This window comes from Ruminococcus hominis (assembly GCF_014287355.1).
GTDB lineage: Bacteria > Bacillota > Clostridia > Lachnospirales > Lachnospiraceae > Schaedlerella > Schaedlerella hominis.
Map to the genome: position 1 here is coordinate 2,846,520 of NZ_JACOPE010000001.1, position 18,888 is coordinate 2,865,407.

The following is an 18,888-nucleotide window of genomic DNA, read 5'->3' on the forward strand; positions in this document are numbered from 1 at the left end:
AAAAAACGAGCCAAGAAGCGCCGTAAATTCGGCATTTCTTGGCTCGTGTACATTACTCGAATTCGACAGTTCCAGTCGGCTTTGGTGTGAAATCATAAAGCACACGATTGATATCAGGAACTTCATGTGTAATACGATCTGTGATATGAACCATCAACTCATGTGGAATCTCAGCAACTGTTGCTGTCATAACGTCGATTGAGCATACCGCACGAACAATACATGACCACTCAAAAGAACGTTTTCCATCTTTGATTCCAGTAGATCTGAATTCTGGAACAACAGATGAATCCATATTTTCTATCTATAAAAATATGTCTGTTATCTGCACTTCAGGCTGACATCACCACTATATGTCTGAATTACCAGCTTGCCGCCTTTTCCTTTCTGTGTATAAGAAAGATTGTAGTCATCCTCATCTTCCATCATCTTTCCGTTAAGTACATCATCCACTTTGACATTTCCCATATCCGTATCCACTTGAATGTTCCATGTACGCATCACATCTTCTTTTCCCATGAAATAAAGATCACCCATATCTGTATCCACTTTCAGATTTTCAAAATCACAATTCTTAAAGAACATATCTCCTGAATCTGTCTGAATGGTTCCGTTTTCGATTTCACAATCATTCAGCAGTATATTTCCCATATCCATCTTAATAGCAGCCGTCTTCCACTTCTGACCTTCCGGTACGTAAAGTGTTACCACATTTTCATCTGTAGTAAGTGCCTCTCTATTGAAAAATTCCGACAAAAATCCAATATCAACATGATAATATGACTTACCAGCATTTCTATTTTCCTGAATCGTCAATTTATTATCCTCTACCTGATAACTGATTGGTTCTTTCTTCTGATTAGATGCCTGATAAGAAATATAACAAGACTGATCATCTGAACAGACCACCTGCAGATTCATATCTGTCATAGAAATGTCTACCGAATCAAAGTTATCAATCTTTGTCTTTGAAAGAAGAGCCTCGTTGTCTTCTTTTTTTGCAGCTCCATCCATCTTATTCAAATCAGCTGCTTTTACATATTTGTTTCCACCGCTTGCAACTCCGATTCCGGTCAAAACCACACCACATACAAGACATCCTACTCCTGCCCCAAGCCATGCTTTTACCCAACTTTTCATCACTCTAACCTCTCTTTCTGTTTGTAATTTTGCACACCAGTTTTGCAATCAGCATACTGCTCCATTTACACAGATATATACATAATAAGACCCCTAGAATACCTGCTCCCATAGCCAGCAGTCCACTTCCTGTAAGCATTGCAAAACCGCTCATAGAAATTGGAACTGCCAGTATACCACGGACAATAATCTTACCTCCAATAATTATCAGACACGCTGCAAACAAAACTACACATAATAATATGGCAAGCATGCACACAACTAATGATAATACAACTGCAGCAAGTGCTACCAGAAGCGGAGCTCCCACCGGTGCCGCAAATAACACCAGCAATGCGATCCATATCACATGCTTTCCGGAACCTTTCTTTTCTGCTCTAGTCTGTCCGTCTGTCTCATAATTTTGATGTTCTTCAATCTTTTTGTCCAAAAGATTTGCCATCAGTTCTCGGGCAGCCTCCTTCGGCGTCCCCAGCTCCTTCATCAATTCTGCTGCGCCTTCCTCATCTGTTTCCTGAAAATACTCTGCAAAATATTCCATCGCATCTTCATAATCCTGTCTCGGAAGTTTCCGAAGATATTTATGTAATTGATTCAAATATTCTTCCCTACTCAACCTCTTATCCTCCCTTCAATAATTCCATCTACTGTATCTTTATAGACTTTCCATTCATTGCTCAGATATGTAATCTGCGCCTTTCCTTCCTCTGTAATCGAATAGTATTTTCTCTTTCTTCCCTGATACTCCTGCGAATAAGTTGTCAGATATCCTGCTTTCTGAAGTTTCTTCAATATTGGATACAGTGTGGATTCTTTAATGTCAGCTGCTTTCTTTACTGTCTGACTAATCTCATATCCATAAGAATCCTTGCTTTCTACCACTGTCAGGATTATGTATTCAATCAGTAATGCTGATACTGGAAAATACATCGAATCACCTCCTACTTATATGTAAAATATTTATATATATAAATTTTATATATAATATAGCTCAAAAGGTTTTGCATGTCAATGGATATGTAAAAATTTTATATATTCTTTTTTCAAAGCTTCGCTTTGATTTAAATCGAACGCACGTGAGACTTGGTGGATGATTCTGGTCGGCTTAAGCTGACATATTCCCCTTAGAAGCGTTGCACATCCTTGAGATATATTTCTTATCACTCACCACTTATAGAAGTTGGAGCCTTCTCGACTCAGATAAAAAAGATGCCAGAATTTCTCCTGACATTGAATCACTATGACTTATTGTTATTGCCCCTCACATCCTCACAAGGAGGATGACATAGGTTTGAATGAAATTGTTGCCGTGCCAGTTATTTCAACTCACATCCCCACGAGGAGGATGACACTCTGCTGACTTGCCAAATACCACACACGGAATATTTCAACTCACATCCTCACAAGGAGGATGACAGCATATGGTCATGGCAAGAAGAAGGAGGGAAATATTTCAACTCACATCCTCACAAGGAGGATGACAGTGTGTGAGACAGTATCAAACCTTGCTGAGATATTTCAACTCACATCCTCACAAGGAGGATGACAGTGCAGCTGCGGATATATGATTCAGCTGTTCCAGAATTTCAACTCACCTCCTCACAAGGAGGATGACCGGCGGACTGGATAGCATGAAAGCCGCATACACATTTCAACTCACATCCTCACGAGGAGGATGACGGAAAGAGTGTGAAACATTTGTGTTCCTCGCATCATTTCAACTCACATCCTCACGAGGAGGATGACAGTTAATGTTTTTCATTGTCTTTTCCTCCTGTTATATTTCAACTCACATCCTCACGAGGAGGATGACCGGCTAATACCGGCAATCTTGTTATGTTGCTTTTTATTTCAACTCACATCCTCACGAGGAGGATGACCAGCCTGTTTCTTAGCTTTCTGAACACTCTTTTCCATTTCAACTCACATCCTCACGAGGAGGATGACCACGGTAGAGTCGAAGCGGGACGGAACACCATGTATTTCAACTCACATCCTCACGAGGAGGATGACCTCCGCCTTCTTCCCGAAGGCAACGCACGGAATATTTCAACTCACATCCTCACGAGGAGGATGACAGTTCACATTCAATGAAAGCAACAGTTGCTTTAATATTTCAACTCACATCCTCACGAGGAGGATGACGGTGGCAAGGACGATTCTACTCACGGAGTGGAATTTCAACTCACATCCTCACGAGGAGGATGACACGCCCGTTTCGTTGCATCTTTAATCACGGTATATATTTCAACTCACATCCTCACGAGGAGGATGACGAGGACGGGCAGAAGGGTTTCGGGGTATTCGACACATTTCAACTCACATCCTCACGAGGAGGATGACGGAAAGCAGCGTCGACCGATTCTGGTTAGGAGTATTTCAACTCACATCCTCACGAGGAGGATGACAGTGACAGGCCAATGTCTCCGCCTGTCTGCTTCATATTTCAACTCACATCCTCACGAGGAGGATGACGATACAGACGTATCATCCTCTGTTGATAACGTGCAAATTTCAACTCACATCCTCACGAGGAGGATGACTGGCGGAAAAAGCAGATATACGAAACAAGAGCTATTTCAACTCACATCCTCACGAGGAGGATGACTTCTCCATTCGGTTTTTCGGCATAAAGAATTGTGTATTTCAACTCACATCCTCACGAGGAGGATGACGACATATTGATTTAGGAGGTGATTAATTATGGCATTTCAACTCACATCCTCACGAGGAGGATGACTGGGAGAGACAAGAGATTGTAGAGAAGATCTGCTATTTCAACTCACATCCTCACGAGGAGGATGACAATGATTCCGGAGGAGTGTCAGGGAAATATAGTATTTCAACTCACATCCTCACGAGGAGGATGACCAACCGAAGCAGCAAAGAGGGCAGGATATAGTGATTTCAACTCACATCCTCACGAGGAGGATGACGAGGTTCGACAACTCCTCAATATCCTGTCTGGAATATTTCAACTCACATCCTCACGAGGAGGATGACAGCAATTTTAAACAAAAATAATCCATTTAAAATCACATATTATATCAACAATAAACATTTTATATCTATTGTTGACATCTTTTTTCATTTTCATATATATTTCCAAGCCTAATTTTCCCCTTTTTCTGGTGCGAATGTCCCAGGAAATTTATGTGCACTTATCATTCGCACTAGAATATCAACGTATCCTTAACATCAAAACCAGGCTTAGCACCAATATGTTCTACTTTATTTTTATATTTTTCACCCAGATAATAAAATCTCAGACTATCTACCTCTTTGTCTATAATGTTCTCCAATATATTTTTTACTTGTCTGCATTTGGTTGCGTCCATTTGACATTCAAATACAGAATTCTGTACTCTCTGTCCGTAATTAGTGCATTCTTTTGCAACCTTTCTCAACCGTTTCCTTCCTGCTGCAGTTTGAGTATTTACATCATATGTAATCAAAACTAACATCTGCTCACCTACTTCCAGAAAAATGGTGGGTACTCATCTAAATCTCCTCTCAAATATCTGGCTAATAGCATACTTTGAACATAAGGAGCCATTCCCCACTCTATTTTTTCATCTATAAAAGGATGTTTTATAGTTTCCTGTTTTTTAGATTGCCACGCTGATAAGAAAACTTTTCTCCCTTCATCTGTCATAATAACTGCATCATTTTCTTTTCTTATGAAATATTTTTCTTTCATAATTTTTTTATTAATCAGTGTCAATACAAATCTATCCACCATAATACCTCTAAATTCTTCCATAAGATCTAATGCTAATGACATTCGACCGGGACGGTCTGTATGGAAAAATCCTACATATGGGTCCAATCCTACTGCTTCCAATGCACCTCCGCACATTCCAGCCAATAGAGAATATCCGAATGACAGCATCGCATTTACATTATCCAATGGCGGTCTTTTATTTCTCCCATTGAAATAGAAATCGTCTTTTTGCTGCAAAATCAAATCGTCAAATACCGAAAAATATACCGCAGCTGCTTCTCCTTCCAGTCCAAGTAATTCCTCTGCATTTTCACATTCTCTTATTTTTCCCATACTCTGAGCTAAAAACGCTGACTTTTTCTTTATCGTTTCCACATCTAAACGCAGCGCATAATCTCTTGCTGATCTCTCCAAAATCCACCTTGAATTATATACTTTTCCCAAAATAAAATTTCGTGCTATATGTACACTTTCATCCCGATTATCACTAATTCTATATTGTTGTTTTCTTAATGTAACATTTCCTTTTACTTCACCTGTAACTCGAGCTAGAAATCTTCCATTTCCAGACATAAAAGACAAATCAATATTCCGCTGTACACATACTCCCATAAGCGCCGGACTCGCTCCTGTATAACCAAATGTAATTATCGCTTGTAAATTATGTAATGGAATTCTTCCGATTTCTTTTTGTTCTTCCAATACAACAACATTTTCTCCATCTAAGGACAAATATTTATTTCCAGATGTCACATATAACGTATTTAAAAGTCTTTTCATCCTTTTTCCTCTTCTGAAATAATTTTATCAATATATCCTGAAACTGACTTTTTCTTATTTAAAACAGGTAGACAAATATCTTTTAATGAGCATGCATTGCATTTTTTACTTATTTTGACTTTTGGAGTATAACGTTGCTCGTAATACTTATGCATTTCCGCAAATATTTTTCTGACTTTTTCTCGTATTTCATCTGTAAATTCTACTTTTGTACGATGCTTCGTCTCTCCATAATAAATATAGCCATACGGTATTGTGCAACACAACATTTCTTCTAAACATAATGCCTGTGCCGTTACTTGAAGAATATCAAAATCATCCGTTTTTGGTTTTCCTCTTTTATATTCTATCGGAACTACTTTATAAAATCCTTCTTTTCCGGACAAACTGATTCCATCCTTTGCTTTATGAAATTCTACTACATCACATTCACCGCTCACTCCCATTTCCCGGGAGTGAATCGGCATTGCTCTCACAACTATCAAATCTCCTCTTTTTTCTTTAATACTTGCATCGTGAGCATTTTCATGAAGAATCTTACCTTCCACTGTTCTGACATTTTCTTGCCACTGTAGTTCTATATACGCTAGTGCCCATTGTCTCCTGCAAAATTCAAAATGCTGAATTCCTGATAATTGAAGAAAGTCTTCTTCCTTATACAAATTAAAATTCCTCCGGTTGTTTGCATCCTTCTACATCCCATGAGATGTCGTAATCCTCGAATTTTCTTGGATGTTCTTTATTAGCTTTAATAGTGAATCCTCTTTGTATTTTACCACTGGAAACTGCCGGTGTTTTTTCATCATGCTGCCACCAGTACATTTTACAAACTTCCATACTTCCTTCCGGTCTTGCAGAAGACGCATCATTTTCAAATAATGTCTTTAATGCTTCTTTTAATACTTCCGCATCTTCCTGACTAAAACCTGTTTTTTCAGCAAGTTGTACATTTACACTTCCCATTACCTTATATACAGCAAATCCAACTCTGTGTTTTGTTCCCATCGTATCAGAAGCTTTACTTTCTTTTCCGGATTCACTATTCACACTTTTTGTAATCTGCATACTGATAATATCGATTGGTGATAAACTTACTGCCTGATGAATAGAAACAGGTCCCCGTACCCCGAAAGACACCGGAATTCCTTTAAATGCAAAAACTTGTCCAAAAGCTCTTACATCTAACCATTCTTTGCATGCAATTGCTGCACAAGCATCACGATTTGCATTTTTCTTATTTCCCATCTCTGCTTTTAATTCCGCACAGCTATCTGCTCGGTCTTTTAAACTGGTATAAGCATCATCTGTTCTGTCATCTGACTGAACAAAAATCTTCTGTCCCAGATCCTGAAAACGATTTCTAATTTTTCTTTTAATACATACATCTGAAATTTCTCCAAAACCATCCATATTAATTCGCGGACGATTTCCATTTAATGGATCTCCGTTTGGGTTGGCATTGTTTGCACTGATAAATAATGTAAAATCAATTTTTCCTTTTAATTCGCTCATGATCTACTCCTCCTCTTTTTACTCTTCTGACCTTTCTTCTTTTTCTTCGGACTTCTCTTTCTTTAATTTCAAATCATAGGCCTGACTGTGAAAACCAAGCAAAAATAACCCATTTAATTTGCTATTATCTTCAAATTTTTCTATATTAAATTTATGATAAATTTCATGTAATAAATTCTCATAAAATATTCTTTCTGCAATTTTCAATTTAGGCATATATGACTGGATATTTTTTTCTATCACTTCCCATGTTTCAAATGGTCTCTGTGCAAATGCACTCATATACCTTTTTGCATTTGTAATCCTTCCACTATCTTTTTCATCGTATGTCGAATATTCCACCTTATCTGCCACCGCCAATAATCTTCCATATAAATAATTTCTGTCTTTTGATGTTTTATCTAATGCCACGTTCCATTCCTCCTTATATCTATCCTTTTTATCCTTTTTTACAAACGAACATGCTAATGTCAAAACTCTTTCCCAATTTCTTCGTTCCTTATATGCTAATGGATTGGATGCCTTTGATACTGCAAGCATCACATAATCATACGGAACCCTAGTGCCATTCCATATACATGGAAGCAATCTTTGTGCTACTTGTGCATAGAGTTTTTTACCATTAGCATCCACTATAGACACTGTTCCCTTATTCTCAATACCATATAAAATATCTGCAATATCTTTGACCCCAACCATTCCCGCAAATTGTATTCTTTCTCCATCTTTCCATTTTGTATGAATCCAATTGCAATCGTTATGCCATTTTTCTATATTTTTCAGATATCTGGCAGAATTCAGTTCTTTATTTTCAATCAATGCTATCCGACCGGGCGTTGCCGCATCAAAAGCAAGTAAAATCATGTTCGAAGTATTATCTATCTTTTTCCCATAGCCTCTTAGTGCCTTATAAAACTTATCAGCGGTGATTGGATTTCCATCGGATACAATCTCATCTGTAGACCAGTCATCTTCCCAATCATCCTCAGCATTTTCAACACCTTCCCTTTCATACTCAGATACAATTGCTTCAGTATCTCTCTCCCATTTTGGCATGTTTAATTGGTTTGACTCCCATGTCACAATTGTCATAGTATCGAAAAAAGTGCCTTGTTTTCGAATAATCCACTTCAAAGCATTGTGTGCTTTTTGCGAGGTCTCATTTCCTACTGCAAATGCCTCTTCTTTACTTGTAAAACGTCCTCGATAGGTGAAATTTTGACTGTCATTTGCAGAAATCAGCTTCGCTCCATCACCTTCATTTCTGATTTTCTTTGAATGAAGATAAGAAATAGATTCCATATTTCCTGTCAAATAACATATACCTTTTTCTTTTTCCTGTGACCTAACATATTCTATATAACATTCCTGCAAGGTTCTGTCTTTCCAACATTCATCCGGAGTTTCCTGATATATTTTCTCATCAAATGACCGTATAATAAATCGTACAAAAGCTTTTGGCTGTGGAATCCCTTGAATATTTTCTTTCTCATCTATTTGATTTTCTTCATTAAGCTTTATAATTTTATGTGCAACTAAGTCTTGAATTAATGTCGATTTTTTTAAATACTCATAAACTGCTCTGACCTTTTCATGACAATAATCTGATTCTACCCATTCTTCAAGCTGTGAAATATATAGCTCGCTACATACTCCATCGTCTTTATAATATTTTTTATAGTCACCGGCAAGATACCTCAAATTATCACATAATGGATGTGGCTCTTTTCCGGCTGTACGACTTCCCGATTTTTCTGTAACTGGTATAATCGTCAATTTGTCGTTCTGATCCACCTGTTCTGCACGAACAAAATTACCATCTTGGTCTATCGTTACCGTTATCTGTGCTGTTACAGTTGTATGAAATGGTGGAAGAAGTACATAAGGGATATCTCTTCGATATTCGATAACTCCAATCTTATCGCTATTTTTCTCATACAACTCAATCAGTTCGTTTATCCAACTCAATCTTCCACCTCCTCATCTGTAAACTCTTCTAATCCCACAAAATTATTCTCTTCTTTTCCAAATACTTTTCTTTCCATTGGACGGATATGTCTTTTCTCCGTACAATCCTCCGGTCTGGTAAATTCTATAATTCCACCCTTTTTCATTACCGGTCTCCAGAAACGCACTGTCATTTGGTCTTTATCTTCATCCAGAATTGCCTCTTCCGCATAAGTAATCCCATGATACATAAATCCATAACCCACTTCTCCCGGCATTGTATCGTAATAACTCTCGCCTTCGCCAAATACACATGGTTCCACAAACGCCTGACATTCCCTTGTTCCCAAGAAAATATCTCTGCGACCACCTCGTTTTACCATCCTTTTCGCAATATTATGATGCTTGTTTTCATTTCTATCCTGCTCCAGCTCCGGATGATTGAGATTCATCTCAAAATGTGCCCGCACCTGATATCTCACATCTTTTAAATAAGTATAATATGCCAGTTCATTTCCACCATTGTATGCAATCGGTCGAATTCCTTTAGTCTCAGTCTGAATTGGATTCATTACTCTTACCGCGTCAATGCACCAAATAATCGTAGGCTTCCAGTAAATACTTTCCGTAATTCCTTTTAATGCTTCATAAGTCGGAATATGATAGCTTGTCTTTTCTCCTCCCACTCTCATAACCGGTTCTGAAAAAAGCGCATATGTTCCATACACTTCAAACTCTATTGTATTTCTGTATTTTTTCAAAAATCTCACCTCCCTCTATAACATTTGCAATTCCATATTAGGTTCATCCACAACACCTACTTCCTTGTTATAATATCCGTCACACAATACCAATATCTCTCCATTGCAAATTTCATATATAGCATTTCCGAGTTTTTCTTTTCTTTTTTCAGAAATTCCAACTGTATATCTCTGCAATTTTCTTAAAATCTTTCTCTGCTCTTCTATCTCGAGATAATCCTGCGATAATTTATCCAATAATTCTCTCTCTTCATCATTATATGGAACTACAACACAAACTTTATAATCATTAGAAATAACTTCAAATGCCTGTCCTGCAGTCAAAAAAGCCTGCGGTAATTTCGTCTTAACTTTTTCTCTATTTCTTCTGATATATTGTAATTGTCCTACTTTATTTTCTCCCAATAACTCTATAATCGTGGTTGTTTGTTTGTCTATCGGAAATTTCGTTTCATTTGTTCTAAGTTGGGAATAGTAATTTAAATAATATGATTTTATTGCCTCTTCTGAATCCAATGTATCTCTGAATTTTAAAGAATTATTTTTATAATCTTCCAATACTTTTTGTAATGCTGCCTGCGCATTTCTAATTTCCTGCAAATGACTTAATTTCTCTGCTTTTTCGGACATCTGTACAATGAAAACAGTTCCCATTCTTCCTAATTCCTTATGTCTATTACACCGTCCTGCTGCCTGAATTACATTATCCAAACCTGCTTTAGACCTCACAACACACCCGAATGAAAAATTCACGCCTGCTTCAACAACCTGTGTACTTACGCATATGATCTTTTTTGATTGTTCTTTTAAAATATGTTTTATAGATTTTAATGTATCTAATTTATGTTGTGGACACATATTATTACTCAAATGAAAAAGTGCATATTCTTGTGGACATATCGCTTTTAATTGTTGAAATGTATTCATTGCACAAGCCGTAGTATTCAAAATAACCAATGTACTTTGATATTGTTCTGTTTTTTCCCGCACAAATTCACTTAAATCTTCTATATCCATACCGCCAGGATATAATTCTGTTGCATCTTTAATATCTGTCCTTTTAAAAGCATCTGCATATTTTTCCGGTCTTCCCGCCATTTCTATACATTCACAAATGTTATTCTCTTTTATTGGTGCCAATGTTGGCTGCGTTGCTGAACACAACACAACTGTCGTACCACAAAATTGAGTAAGAAAATTCACAGCTAAATTGAAAAGTTCCATACATTTTACAGGAATTGCCTGCACCTCATCAAATATAATAATACTGTTACATAATGTGTGCATTCTACGAATACAGCTTTTCTGAGCTGAAAACAATGTATTCAATATCTGTACTGCCGTAGTCACTATAATCGGTGAATCCCAAGTTTCAGTGAGTTTGCGATACCGGTCTTCTTCTCCTTCTTCGCAAACCACATTACAATGATGCTCTAACACAACATCCGCTTTGCCTATTGCTTTTCGAATCTCCTCGGCATTCTGAATCAATATAGAATTGAATGGTGCTATATAAATAATGTGTTTTTTTTTCATCTTTTTCGCATGATACAGAGCAAAGCGCAAACTGCTAAGTGTTTTTCCTGCTCCTGTCGGTACAGTAAGTCGATAAAGATTTTCTTCTTTGTCTGCAGCTTGTCTACACAAATCCGAAATTTCTTGGCGAAAAGTATTTAACACATTTCCATTCGACGGATTATTTTGAATTTCCTTCGACATATATTTTTCAAAATTCTCTATACATTCATTCCAAATCTTCTGCATCTCTTCCAATGAAATTCTTTTTGATAACGGAACATCTTGAAAAAAACAAGCCGTATCCGTCCAGTCACCATCAATGAGTAAAGATAAAACCAATCTCAGATACATTCCCATAAAGAAATATCTGTTCCCACATTTTCTTTTTGATATTTCTGACTCTTTATGAAAAATATTGATTTTTCCTTCTATGTTCTTATATGTTTGAATCGCTTTTTCACAATATTCTTCCAATATCTCTTTATCATAAATCTGAAAGAATTCTTTCTTTATCCAGTCATAATCTACTTGTTTTTCATCCCGTTGTTGCTGTAAACTTTGTCCATTATCTAGATTGATGCAATCTCCCATTTCATGATGAAAATATATAACCGTACTGATAAATTCTGAAACACTTTTTTCCTTCAGTAACTCCCTGATTAATCTTCCGCCAGCAGTAGAATGATCCAAACCATGTTTATGAGTATCATCTCCATATTGTAGAATCCTCTCAAAATCTTCTTGATTTTCTCTTCCCAGCTTTCCTGCATCATGGAACAGCCCTATCAAAGTAACCAGTATCTTCAATTCTGAAAGAGAACAAGTCTCCGCCGCATAGTTCGCAACATTTTCTGAATGCTCTTTCATCGTCTGATATCTTCCTGATTCATAGTCTACATGCACCAAATCTCTTTTTATTTCGATTTTATTTTCCATCTAGCCCTCTTGTGTTATCTGTGTATATTTTTCTTTATTCAGTTTTCTATTTTGTATATTTTTACTATATTTTATCAAATTAAAGAATGCCATACAAGGCAGAATCCAAGAAAGCATTCGCTTTATAAAATATCAAAGGATTCTGCCTTACTCATGTTTTATTTTCCGTATCCCCTCGGTAACTTTAATAAATTATCCGTTACTGTATCATTCGCCTCTGAACGAACATATTTTTCTCCCAATATACTCATTACCGGAACTAAATACGGATAAGGAAATATATTTACTTGTATTGATTTTGGAAATTGTTTTAGATAATCATAGACTTCTGCTTTTTTCCAATATGTACCTGTTTGATCAATATAGATAGAATCTATATCCTGTACATTTCTTGAATTACCACAGTTACTTTTCATCTGAATTTTCATTGCTTTCATTGTCATCTTTGCATTCTCCTTCTTGAATATATAATTTTGTAACGAAAATATATAAAATGACTTTACAAAAGCAAACTAATTATTTAGAATAGATTTTGCTAAGTGTATTCTATTAATTAGATGCATTTGAATACCGTTTGATATTACCAGTATCAAGCGGTTTTTTTATTATATTTTTCATTACATTTTTACTATACTCCTATAAGTTCTAATTTGTCAATATTTATTTTTCTACCTTCCCTTAAGGTAAAACAATATTTGTATTCATTTTTATAGTCAAATCCTCTTGATTTGACTATAATATGGTATTGCTACCATCCCTATAGGTTTTTCAACTCACAGATATTTACTATATCTGACATTTCATAAGAGATAGAATCTTATAAATATATTTTACATCTCTTATGTCTTTGTCCAGTTCGATCCATTTGTGCCTAAGCAACTTCTAATCTCTGAAAAAACTGTACAATCGTTATTATACGAATATCTTTAATATTTTTCAAGCTGTAATCTCTTGTGATAAACAACAATAACATCCTTGGAAAAACCATTTTAACTCACATCCTCGTAAGACGGATGACTGAGTACCATCATTGCGAGAATTACGGAAGCGATATTTCAACTCTCATCCTCATGAAGAGGATGACTCAGAGAGCTTACGCTGTTCCCAAACATTTGGCACTTATTTCATTAATATCTTATGCCCACACTGATAATCTTTAAAAATTTCATATTTCTGCCTGAATAATATGTCCAAAATTCATTTCATCTTTGAATAAATCGTACACATATTCCGGACTTTCCAAATATAATCCTGTCTCTTTATCTATAAGTTTTTCAAAAACTTCTGAATTGTAAAATTTATTCATAGCTTCGTCATATTCTATACTCTGATCGGTACTAATCATATCTATAATATCTTGTATCGAATATTCCAATAACTGATCTTTTTTACACATTTCTACTCATCACCTTTCTCAAAAGTTTCACACTCTTTTCTGTATGAAAAGAATATTGCGAAGAAGTCTTTTTATAAATCATTCCCTTTAACAACGTTTCGAAATCTATGATTTCATTTTCATACTGTCGAAACAACAAAGCCATATTATCATCTGCAACAGGACCTATAACGATATCATATTTGTTATCTTTATTACACAAAACATCCTGTACATCCATAAATGCCCTGCTTCTATTATTCATTACAAATTTTGCCCATTCTTCCGTTGTCCATATCCCGAAATTCTTAATTCTGAGATTATTTAAATCTTTAAAATTATCATCAATCTCATAAACATTCAAAATCGGTGATTGTCCATAAATTTTTGCTACTCTTATCGCCATTTTTTCGGCTTGTTCTTCAATATCCGTCAGATAAAATCCCTGACCAAAATCCTTGTATGGTCTGCACATTGCCAGATTTATATTATCAATTGCTATATTACTCCCATGATATAATCTCATAATGTACCTCCATTTTTTTTACATAAAATTTCCAAATCATCTAATATAGTATCAAAGTCCAACGTATGTTCCACATCATAATTTTCTTTAATAAAAGCTATTCCTTTAAATTGAAAAAGATACCGAAAGGCCTCTTTACTGCTCAGCTTATGCCTATTGGCAAATTCATTTACACACGCAACAGTAAAACCGATTTTTCTTTTCTGTTCACTCATTAAAAAACTTCCTTCCTGCATTTAAACATGCCTAACTATTGCCTATAGTTTAATCGTATCATAAGTTCTCTTATTTTTTACAAAAAACACTCTGCTTGCCAAATTTATCTGTTTTTGTTCTAATCATAATATGAAAATTGAATTTTTTCTATTTCAAGTTGAACGTCCGTGAGACTTGGCGCGTGATTCTGGTCAGCGAAGCTGGCATATTCCTATTAGAATCACTGCGCATCCTCGCGGAGCGTTTATCTCAGTCGGAGATTGGACTCTCACTGGGACAAATTTTCTATTACTCACCACCTGAAGAGGTGGGAGTCTTCTCGACTGAGATAAACATATTTTGTAACATAAATTTCTTAATATTTCGCAATTCATCACACTTCTGCTGGTGAAGAGTGATGAGGTTATCGAGGTTAGAAAAATATAAACCAATTTTTTCTTGCTCTGATTTATTCGGAATCTTCAAGCAAAGATTTTCCAACACTGTTTGACTGATATTTTTATTTGCACTATTAGTAGCTTGTGCCATAATTTGATTTCGTACGGATTCTATTCCAAATAAAAACCTTTTAAAATTATTATCCAATCCATATTCATCTCGAAATCTTATAATAAATCCAGAATATGTTGTATTTTCAAGATTTTGTAGTACTAAGGCAGCTTCTCCTACACCTTCCAATTTTACCGAAGAGCGTACAAACAATACATCTCCCTTCTGCAAATTATAATCTTTCAGCTGTGAATCAGATGCCATTGCCTTCCCTAAATTTGTACCATCAATCACATTATTTCCGAATATATTTTGAAGATTTACAAATGGAAATCCTATTCCCATGGCTTCTTTGGAAAAGTTCATTCCATTCTTCAATGAACCAAGTTCTCCCAACTTACGCTGTTCCCAAGCATCAGTAATTTCAACTCACATCCTCACGAAGAGGATGACGCTTGATCGTAAACAATATCGTTGAGGCTATGACATTTCAACTCACATTCTCGCGAAGAGGATGACCCCTTCAGGATTCCGACACGCTGCTTTTTGTCATTATTTCAACTCACATCCTCGTGAAGAGGATGACTATGTTCGTGTGTCTACCGGGCATCAGGTCGATATTTCAACTCACATCCTCACGAGGAGGATGACCGCTGATTGCCTGCACTTTTGACATTTGCTGTTCTTTTCAACTCACATCCTCACGAGGAGGATGACTGCAACAGGTGGAAAGACATTGATGAGAATATTCGATTTTCAACTCACATCCTCACGAGGAGGATGACTGCTTCTTCTGCCGCCATGAACCGCGCGGCATTCATTTTTCAACTCACATCCTCACGAGGAGGATGACGCAGTTATCAATCTCTTTATGCTTTTGTCTAGTTTTTCAACTCACATCCTCACGAGGAGGATGACGAATCGTATTTCTACGTCTTGTTCGTAGTTAGTTTTTCAACTCACATCCTCACGAGGAGGATGACCATATCGGTCAATCGTACCTTGTGAACAGTTCTCCTTTTCAACTCACATCCTCACGAGGAGGATGACAGATTCCATGCTGACTTTTTCTGAGGGAAATATTTTTTCAACTCACATCCTCACGAGGAGGATGACACAACGACTATATGAAAGTGATTTGACGAATGAGCTTTTCAACTCACATCCTCACGAGGAGGATGACGAGGATCGGGAGCAATAGCAGATTGATAATTTCTTTTTTCAACTCACATCCTCACGAGGAGGATGACAGAAGATCCGCCGCAGACGGGAACGCTAATTCCTTTTCAACTCACATCCTCACGAGGAGGATGACCGCATGCACTGATCTTCGCTTTTCCATGATCGCTTTTCAACTCACATCCTCACGAGGAGGATGACGGAAGCGGAAGTGCAGCAGGGTACAGGCTACAACTTTTCAACTCACATCCTCACGAGGAGGACGACCAAGATCGTTGTGAGAGGAAAGGCAACGAACACTTTTCAACTCACATCCTCACGAGGAGGATGACTATCTGCAGCATGATCTGGATGCTATGAAAGAAGGATTTTCAACTCACATCCTCACGAGGAGGATGACAGTAAAGGCAAGAAATATAAAAGCAGGTTCAATTTTTCAACTCACATCCTCACGAGGAGGATGACATTGGCTTTTGCTACCTTCATGCTTGCTGGTGTTTTCAACTCACATCCTCACGAGGAGGATGACAGTTAATGCCTTTTTGATCTCATCTTTCATTCCTTTTCAACTCACATCCTCACGAGGAGGATGACGGACAGATGCAGTTATCAGATTTTATGGAGATGAATTTTCAACTCACATCCTCACGAGGAGGATGACTGTTGGAAACATTTCCACTGGTGCCTGCCCATTTTTTCAACTCACATCCTCACGAGGAGGATGACAGCAATTTTAAACAAAATCTTTTCATTTAAAATCAAACTTTATATACACTATAACATATTATTCGCTATTTTTTATATCTATAACTCTATATTATATCCTTTTTCTTCCCAAAAATATTCATATTCTGGTGCGAATGATTCAGCAAATTCCTGTTCACTTGCCTTTCGCACTCCACGTTTCCCTGTTCCATCACTACAAATCCATTTTCCCTAGTGCAATGCCTTTGTTGGGCAATCTTTTGTGCATTCATAGCAAAGAATGCATTCAGTTCCATTTTTTCGCTTTCGGGATTCCTTATTAACTTCCACGTTCATCGGACAGACGCGCAAGCATTTGTCACAATGAATACATTTACTCTCGTCACAATGGACACGTAAAAACGAAAAATAACTCATCGGCTTGAGGAATACCGTAACAGGGCACAGATATTTGCAAAATGCACGATTATCCTTGAGTACAAATGCCAGTCCGATACCTAAGATATAATAAAGCACATTTCCTACGATGAATAGCCAAAACATAATTTGTTCCAGGTTTGCAATTTTTATCAGCATCAAACCGGATACCAACGCTAATGACAGTATAAACATCACATAACGAAGAAAACAAAGCTTCTCTTTTCGTGGATTTTGTGGCTGTTTGTAAGGTAGAAAATCCAGCACCATGACTGTCCAACAGGCATAACCACACCAACCGCGCCCAAAAAACAGTGGACCAAATATTTTCGCCACAGCATAATGAATAGTTGCCGCTTCAAAAACGCCTAAGAACAGATAGTACCAGAATCCCTCAATCTGCATATTTTCATGGGAAATTACACCGAGATACAACAACATATAGCTTCCCACCGCCAATTGTATGAAATGCCTGGCATACCGTTTTCCGGCGGTAAATAGTGCTGTTCCCAGCCCAAGGCAGCCTCCTATGTAGCTAAAATTTAATAAATAAAATAGATTTTTCTTAACAAGCCACAGTGTAACTGCCACTATCTCAAATAGCAGAAATAGCAAAATTGATGGCACATATTTGCGAAACTTGTTTCTTTTAATTGGTTCTTTTTGTGCGGGTTTGCTCTGAACTCTTTTATCTTTATTCATAGAGGCCTCCTTATCATTTAGCTTTTATTCTTAATTATACGTTCCGTCCCGTGATTTCAGCAAGTGAGAAAATAGAAAAGTAACACAAAAGGATGTGCTATGGCAACTCCTCCATTACCTTAACACATCCTTTTATATTATTATTTTCTATTCCTCTTAATGACAGCTGTGACTTCCACATCCATGCTCACCACATGCATGTCCTTCCTCGTGGTTGTGCTCATGATGAGAACACTTTACCTCTGGGTTGTAATCAAGTGTTTCATTGATAAGTGCATTTACCGCCTCATCTGCATCCCCTGAAACACCTCCAAAAAGCTTAATTCCTGCTGCTGCCAACGCTGTCTGTGCGCCGCCGCCGATTCCTCCACAGATTAAAATATCGACATTCAGTGCGTTGAGAACTCCTGCTAATGCACCATGTCCACTTCCATTCGTGTCTACTACTTCTGAATGTACTATTTTTCCTTCTTCTACATCATAAATCTTAAATGCTTCTGTGTGTCCGAAATGCTGAAAAATCTGTCCATTCTCATATGTTACTGCTATTCTCATCATACCTTCTCCTTTTTCTAATGCATATTTTTGATAGAGCTCCTGTTTGTAGCATCCGCCAAGTCCACAGTTACTATTCTGACCATCACAAATTTTAAAATCCCCGCCTTCGATTCTAAGTGGATATCCGCCAATAAGTGCATCTGCAATTTTCTTTCTGGCACTCTCGTAAATTCGCTGAACTGTTGTTCTTGCAATCTGCATAAATACTGCACACTGTTCCTGGCTATAACCTTCTTTGTCCAAAAGACGGATTGTTTCGTACTCATCTATTGTCAAAATAATGGGTGGAGTTTTTTTATTATCATCTATCGGAAGAAATTCTAAAACATCCGGAAAATGGCAGACTTTTCTGCATTTTACTGGTCTTGGCATAAGCTATTCCTTTCTTGCTTTTCTTATATAT

The 18,888-nt window shown here is 36.9% G+C and carries 17 protein-coding genes, 1 pseudogene and 2 CRISPR repeat arrays; all 18 genes and pseudogenes read right to left on the reverse strand.

Annotated elements, in window-relative coordinates; genetic code table 11:
* Positions 1–52 precede the first annotated feature (52 nt).
* Positions 53–295, reverse strand: coding sequence for a GMP synthase (glutamine-hydrolyzing) (locus tag H8S40_RS12725; RefSeq protein ID WP_243238242.1), 243 nt, complete (start codon positions 293–295; stop codon positions 53–55).
* Between the two features lie 26 nt (positions 296–321).
* Positions 322–1,140 (reverse strand): DUF4097 family beta strand repeat-containing protein, encoded by an 819-nt coding sequence (locus H8S40_RS12730; protein WP_186865365.1) that lies wholly within the window; start codon positions 1,138–1,140, stop codon positions 322–324.
* 4 nt (positions 1,141–1,144) lie between these two features.
* A complete protein-coding gene (locus tag H8S40_RS12735; protein ID WP_186865366.1) occupies positions 1,145–1,756 on the reverse strand; it encodes a DUF1700 domain-containing protein in 612 nt (203 codons plus the stop codon).
* A complete protein-coding gene (locus H8S40_RS12740; RefSeq protein WP_022074730.1) occupies positions 1,753–2,070 on the reverse strand; it encodes a PadR family transcriptional regulator in 318 nt (105 codons plus the stop codon). The genes H8S40_RS12735 and H8S40_RS12740 overlap by 4 nt, the downstream gene beginning before the upstream one ends.
* Before the next feature lie 323 nt (positions 2,071–2,393).
* Positions 2,394–4,143: a CRISPR direct-repeat array (repeat unit 32 nt; unit sequence ATTTCAACTCACATCCTCACGAGGAGGATGAC).
* A 170-nt stretch (positions 4,144–4,313) separates the two neighbouring features.
* On the reverse strand, positions 4,314–4,604 hold the full coding sequence (gene cas2 / locus H8S40_RS12745) for a CRISPR-associated endonuclease Cas2 (RefSeq protein ID WP_055161640.1): 291 nt from the start codon (positions 4,602–4,604) through the stop codon (positions 4,314–4,316).
* Positions 4,605–4,612: 8 nt separating this feature from the next.
* Complete coding sequence (gene cas1c, locus H8S40_RS12750) at positions 4,613–5,644, reverse strand: type I-C CRISPR-associated endonuclease Cas1c (RefSeq protein WP_186865367.1); 1,032 nt, start codon at positions 5,642–5,644, stop codon at positions 4,613–4,615.
* The gene (gene cas4, locus H8S40_RS12755) at positions 5,641–6,306 is read right to left on the reverse strand and encodes a CRISPR-associated protein Cas4 (RefSeq protein WP_186865368.1); all 666 of its coding nucleotides are present in this window, start codon (positions 6,304–6,306) and stop codon (positions 5,641–5,643) included. The genes cas1c and cas4 overlap by 4 nt, the downstream gene beginning before the upstream one ends.
* 1 nt (position 6,307) lies before the next feature.
* Positions 6,308–7,156, reverse strand: a complete 849-nt coding sequence (cas7c, locus tag H8S40_RS12760) for a type I-C CRISPR-associated protein Cas7/Csd2 (protein ID WP_186865369.1) — start codon at positions 7,154–7,156, stop codon at positions 6,308–6,310.
* An 18-nt stretch (positions 7,157–7,174) separates the two neighbouring features.
* Positions 7,175–9,124: a type I-C CRISPR-associated protein Cas8c/Csd1 gene (gene cas8c / locus H8S40_RS12765; protein ID WP_186865370.1), complete on the reverse strand. Its 1,950-nt coding sequence runs from the start codon at positions 9,122–9,124 to the stop codon at positions 7,175–7,177.
* On the reverse strand, positions 9,121–9,864 hold the full coding sequence (gene cas5c, locus H8S40_RS12770; RefSeq protein WP_186865371.1) for a type I-C CRISPR-associated protein Cas5c: 744 nt from the start codon (positions 9,862–9,864) through the stop codon (positions 9,121–9,123). The genes cas8c and cas5c overlap by 4 nt, the downstream gene beginning before the upstream one ends.
* Before the next feature lie 15 nt (positions 9,865–9,879).
* Positions 9,880–12,318 (reverse strand): CRISPR-associated helicase Cas3', encoded by a 2,439-nt coding sequence (gene cas3, locus H8S40_RS12775; RefSeq protein WP_186865372.1) that lies wholly within the window; start codon positions 12,316–12,318, stop codon positions 9,880–9,882.
* Positions 12,319–12,476: 158 nt separating this feature from the next.
* Entirely contained in the window at positions 12,477–12,761 is a 285-nt protein-coding gene (locus H8S40_RS12780; protein WP_243238243.1) for a DUF3892 domain-containing protein, read from the reverse strand.
* Positions 12,762–13,483: 722 nt separating this feature from the next.
* Positions 13,484–13,714, reverse strand: coding sequence for a hypothetical protein (locus tag H8S40_RS12785; protein ID WP_117990067.1), 231 nt, complete (start codon positions 13,712–13,714; stop codon positions 13,484–13,486).
* Positions 13,707–14,219: a DUF3990 domain-containing protein gene (locus H8S40_RS12790; protein WP_186865373.1), complete on the reverse strand. Its 513-nt coding sequence runs from the start codon at positions 14,217–14,219 to the stop codon at positions 13,707–13,709. The genes H8S40_RS12785 and H8S40_RS12790 overlap by 8 nt, the downstream gene beginning before the upstream one ends.
* The gene (locus tag H8S40_RS12795; RefSeq protein WP_118689186.1) at positions 14,216–14,434 is read right to left on the reverse strand and encodes a DUF3791 domain-containing protein; all 219 of its coding nucleotides are present in this window, start codon (positions 14,432–14,434) and stop codon (positions 14,216–14,218) included. Before H8S40_RS12795 ends, H8S40_RS12790 begins: the two co-directional genes overlap by 4 nt.
* A gap of 289 nt (positions 14,435–14,723) precedes the next feature.
* Positions 14,724–15,326: pseudogene (locus H8S40_RS12800) on the reverse strand (restriction endonuclease subunit S); the annotation flags it as partial.
* Positions 15,327–15,345: 19 nt separating this feature from the next.
* Positions 15,346–16,829: a CRISPR direct-repeat array (repeat unit 32 nt; unit sequence TTTTCAACTCACATCCTCACGAGGAGGATGAC).
* A gap of 210 nt (positions 16,830–17,039) precedes the next feature.
* Complete coding sequence (locus tag H8S40_RS12805) at positions 17,040–17,927, reverse strand: 4Fe-4S binding protein (protein WP_186865374.1); 888 nt, start codon at positions 17,925–17,927, stop codon at positions 17,040–17,042.
* 156 nt (positions 17,928–18,083) lie between these two features.
* Complete coding sequence (locus H8S40_RS12810; RefSeq protein ID WP_186865375.1) at positions 18,084–18,857, reverse strand: NifB/NifX family molybdenum-iron cluster-binding protein; 774 nt, start codon at positions 18,855–18,857, stop codon at positions 18,084–18,086.
* Between the last annotated feature and the right edge of the window lie 31 nt (positions 18,858–18,888).

Coding starts and splice junctions, on each gene's coding strand:
- cas1c (WP_186865367.1), bottom strand. CDS start 5,644: ATGAAAAGACTTTTAAATACGTTATATGTGACATCTGGAAATAAATAT.
- H8S40_RS12725 (WP_243238242.1), bottom strand. CDS start 295: ATGGATTCATCTGTTGTTCCAGAATTCAGATCTACTGGAATCAAAGAT.
- cas3 (WP_186865372.1), bottom strand. CDS start 12,318: ATGGAAAATAAAATCGAAATAAAAAGAGATTTGGTGCATGTAGACTAT.
- H8S40_RS12795 (WP_118689186.1), bottom strand. CDS start 14,434: ATGAGTGAACAGAAAAGAAAAATCGGTTTTACTGTTGCGTGTGTAAAT.
- H8S40_RS12730 (WP_186865365.1), bottom strand. CDS start 1,140: ATGAAAAGTTGGGTAAAAGCATGGCTTGGGGCAGGAGTAGGATGTCTT.
- H8S40_RS12740 (WP_022074730.1), bottom strand. CDS start 2,070: ATGTATTTTCCAGTATCAGCATTACTGATTGAATACATAATCCTGACA.
- H8S40_RS12805 (WP_186865374.1), bottom strand. CDS start 17,927: ATGAATAAAGATAAAAGAGTTCAGAGCAAACCCGCACAAAAAGAACCA.
- H8S40_RS12810 (WP_186865375.1), bottom strand. CDS start 18,857: ATGCCAAGACCAGTAAAATGCAGAAAAGTCTGCCATTTTCCGGATGTT.
- cas2 (WP_055161640.1), bottom strand. CDS start 4,604: ATGTTAGTTTTGATTACATATGATGTAAATACTCAAACTGCAGCAGGA.
- cas7c (WP_186865369.1), bottom strand. CDS start 7,156: ATGAGCGAATTAAAAGGAAAAATTGATTTTACATTATTTATCAGTGCA.
- H8S40_RS12785 (WP_117990067.1), bottom strand. CDS start 13,714: ATGTGTAAAAAAGATCAGTTATTGGAATATTCGATACAAGATATTATA.
- H8S40_RS12780 (WP_243238243.1), bottom strand. CDS start 12,761: ATGACAATGAAAGCAATGAAAATTCAGATGAAAAGTAACTGTGGTAAT.
- H8S40_RS12790 (WP_186865373.1), bottom strand. CDS start 14,219: ATGAGATTATATCATGGGAGTAATATAGCAATTGATAATATAAATCTG.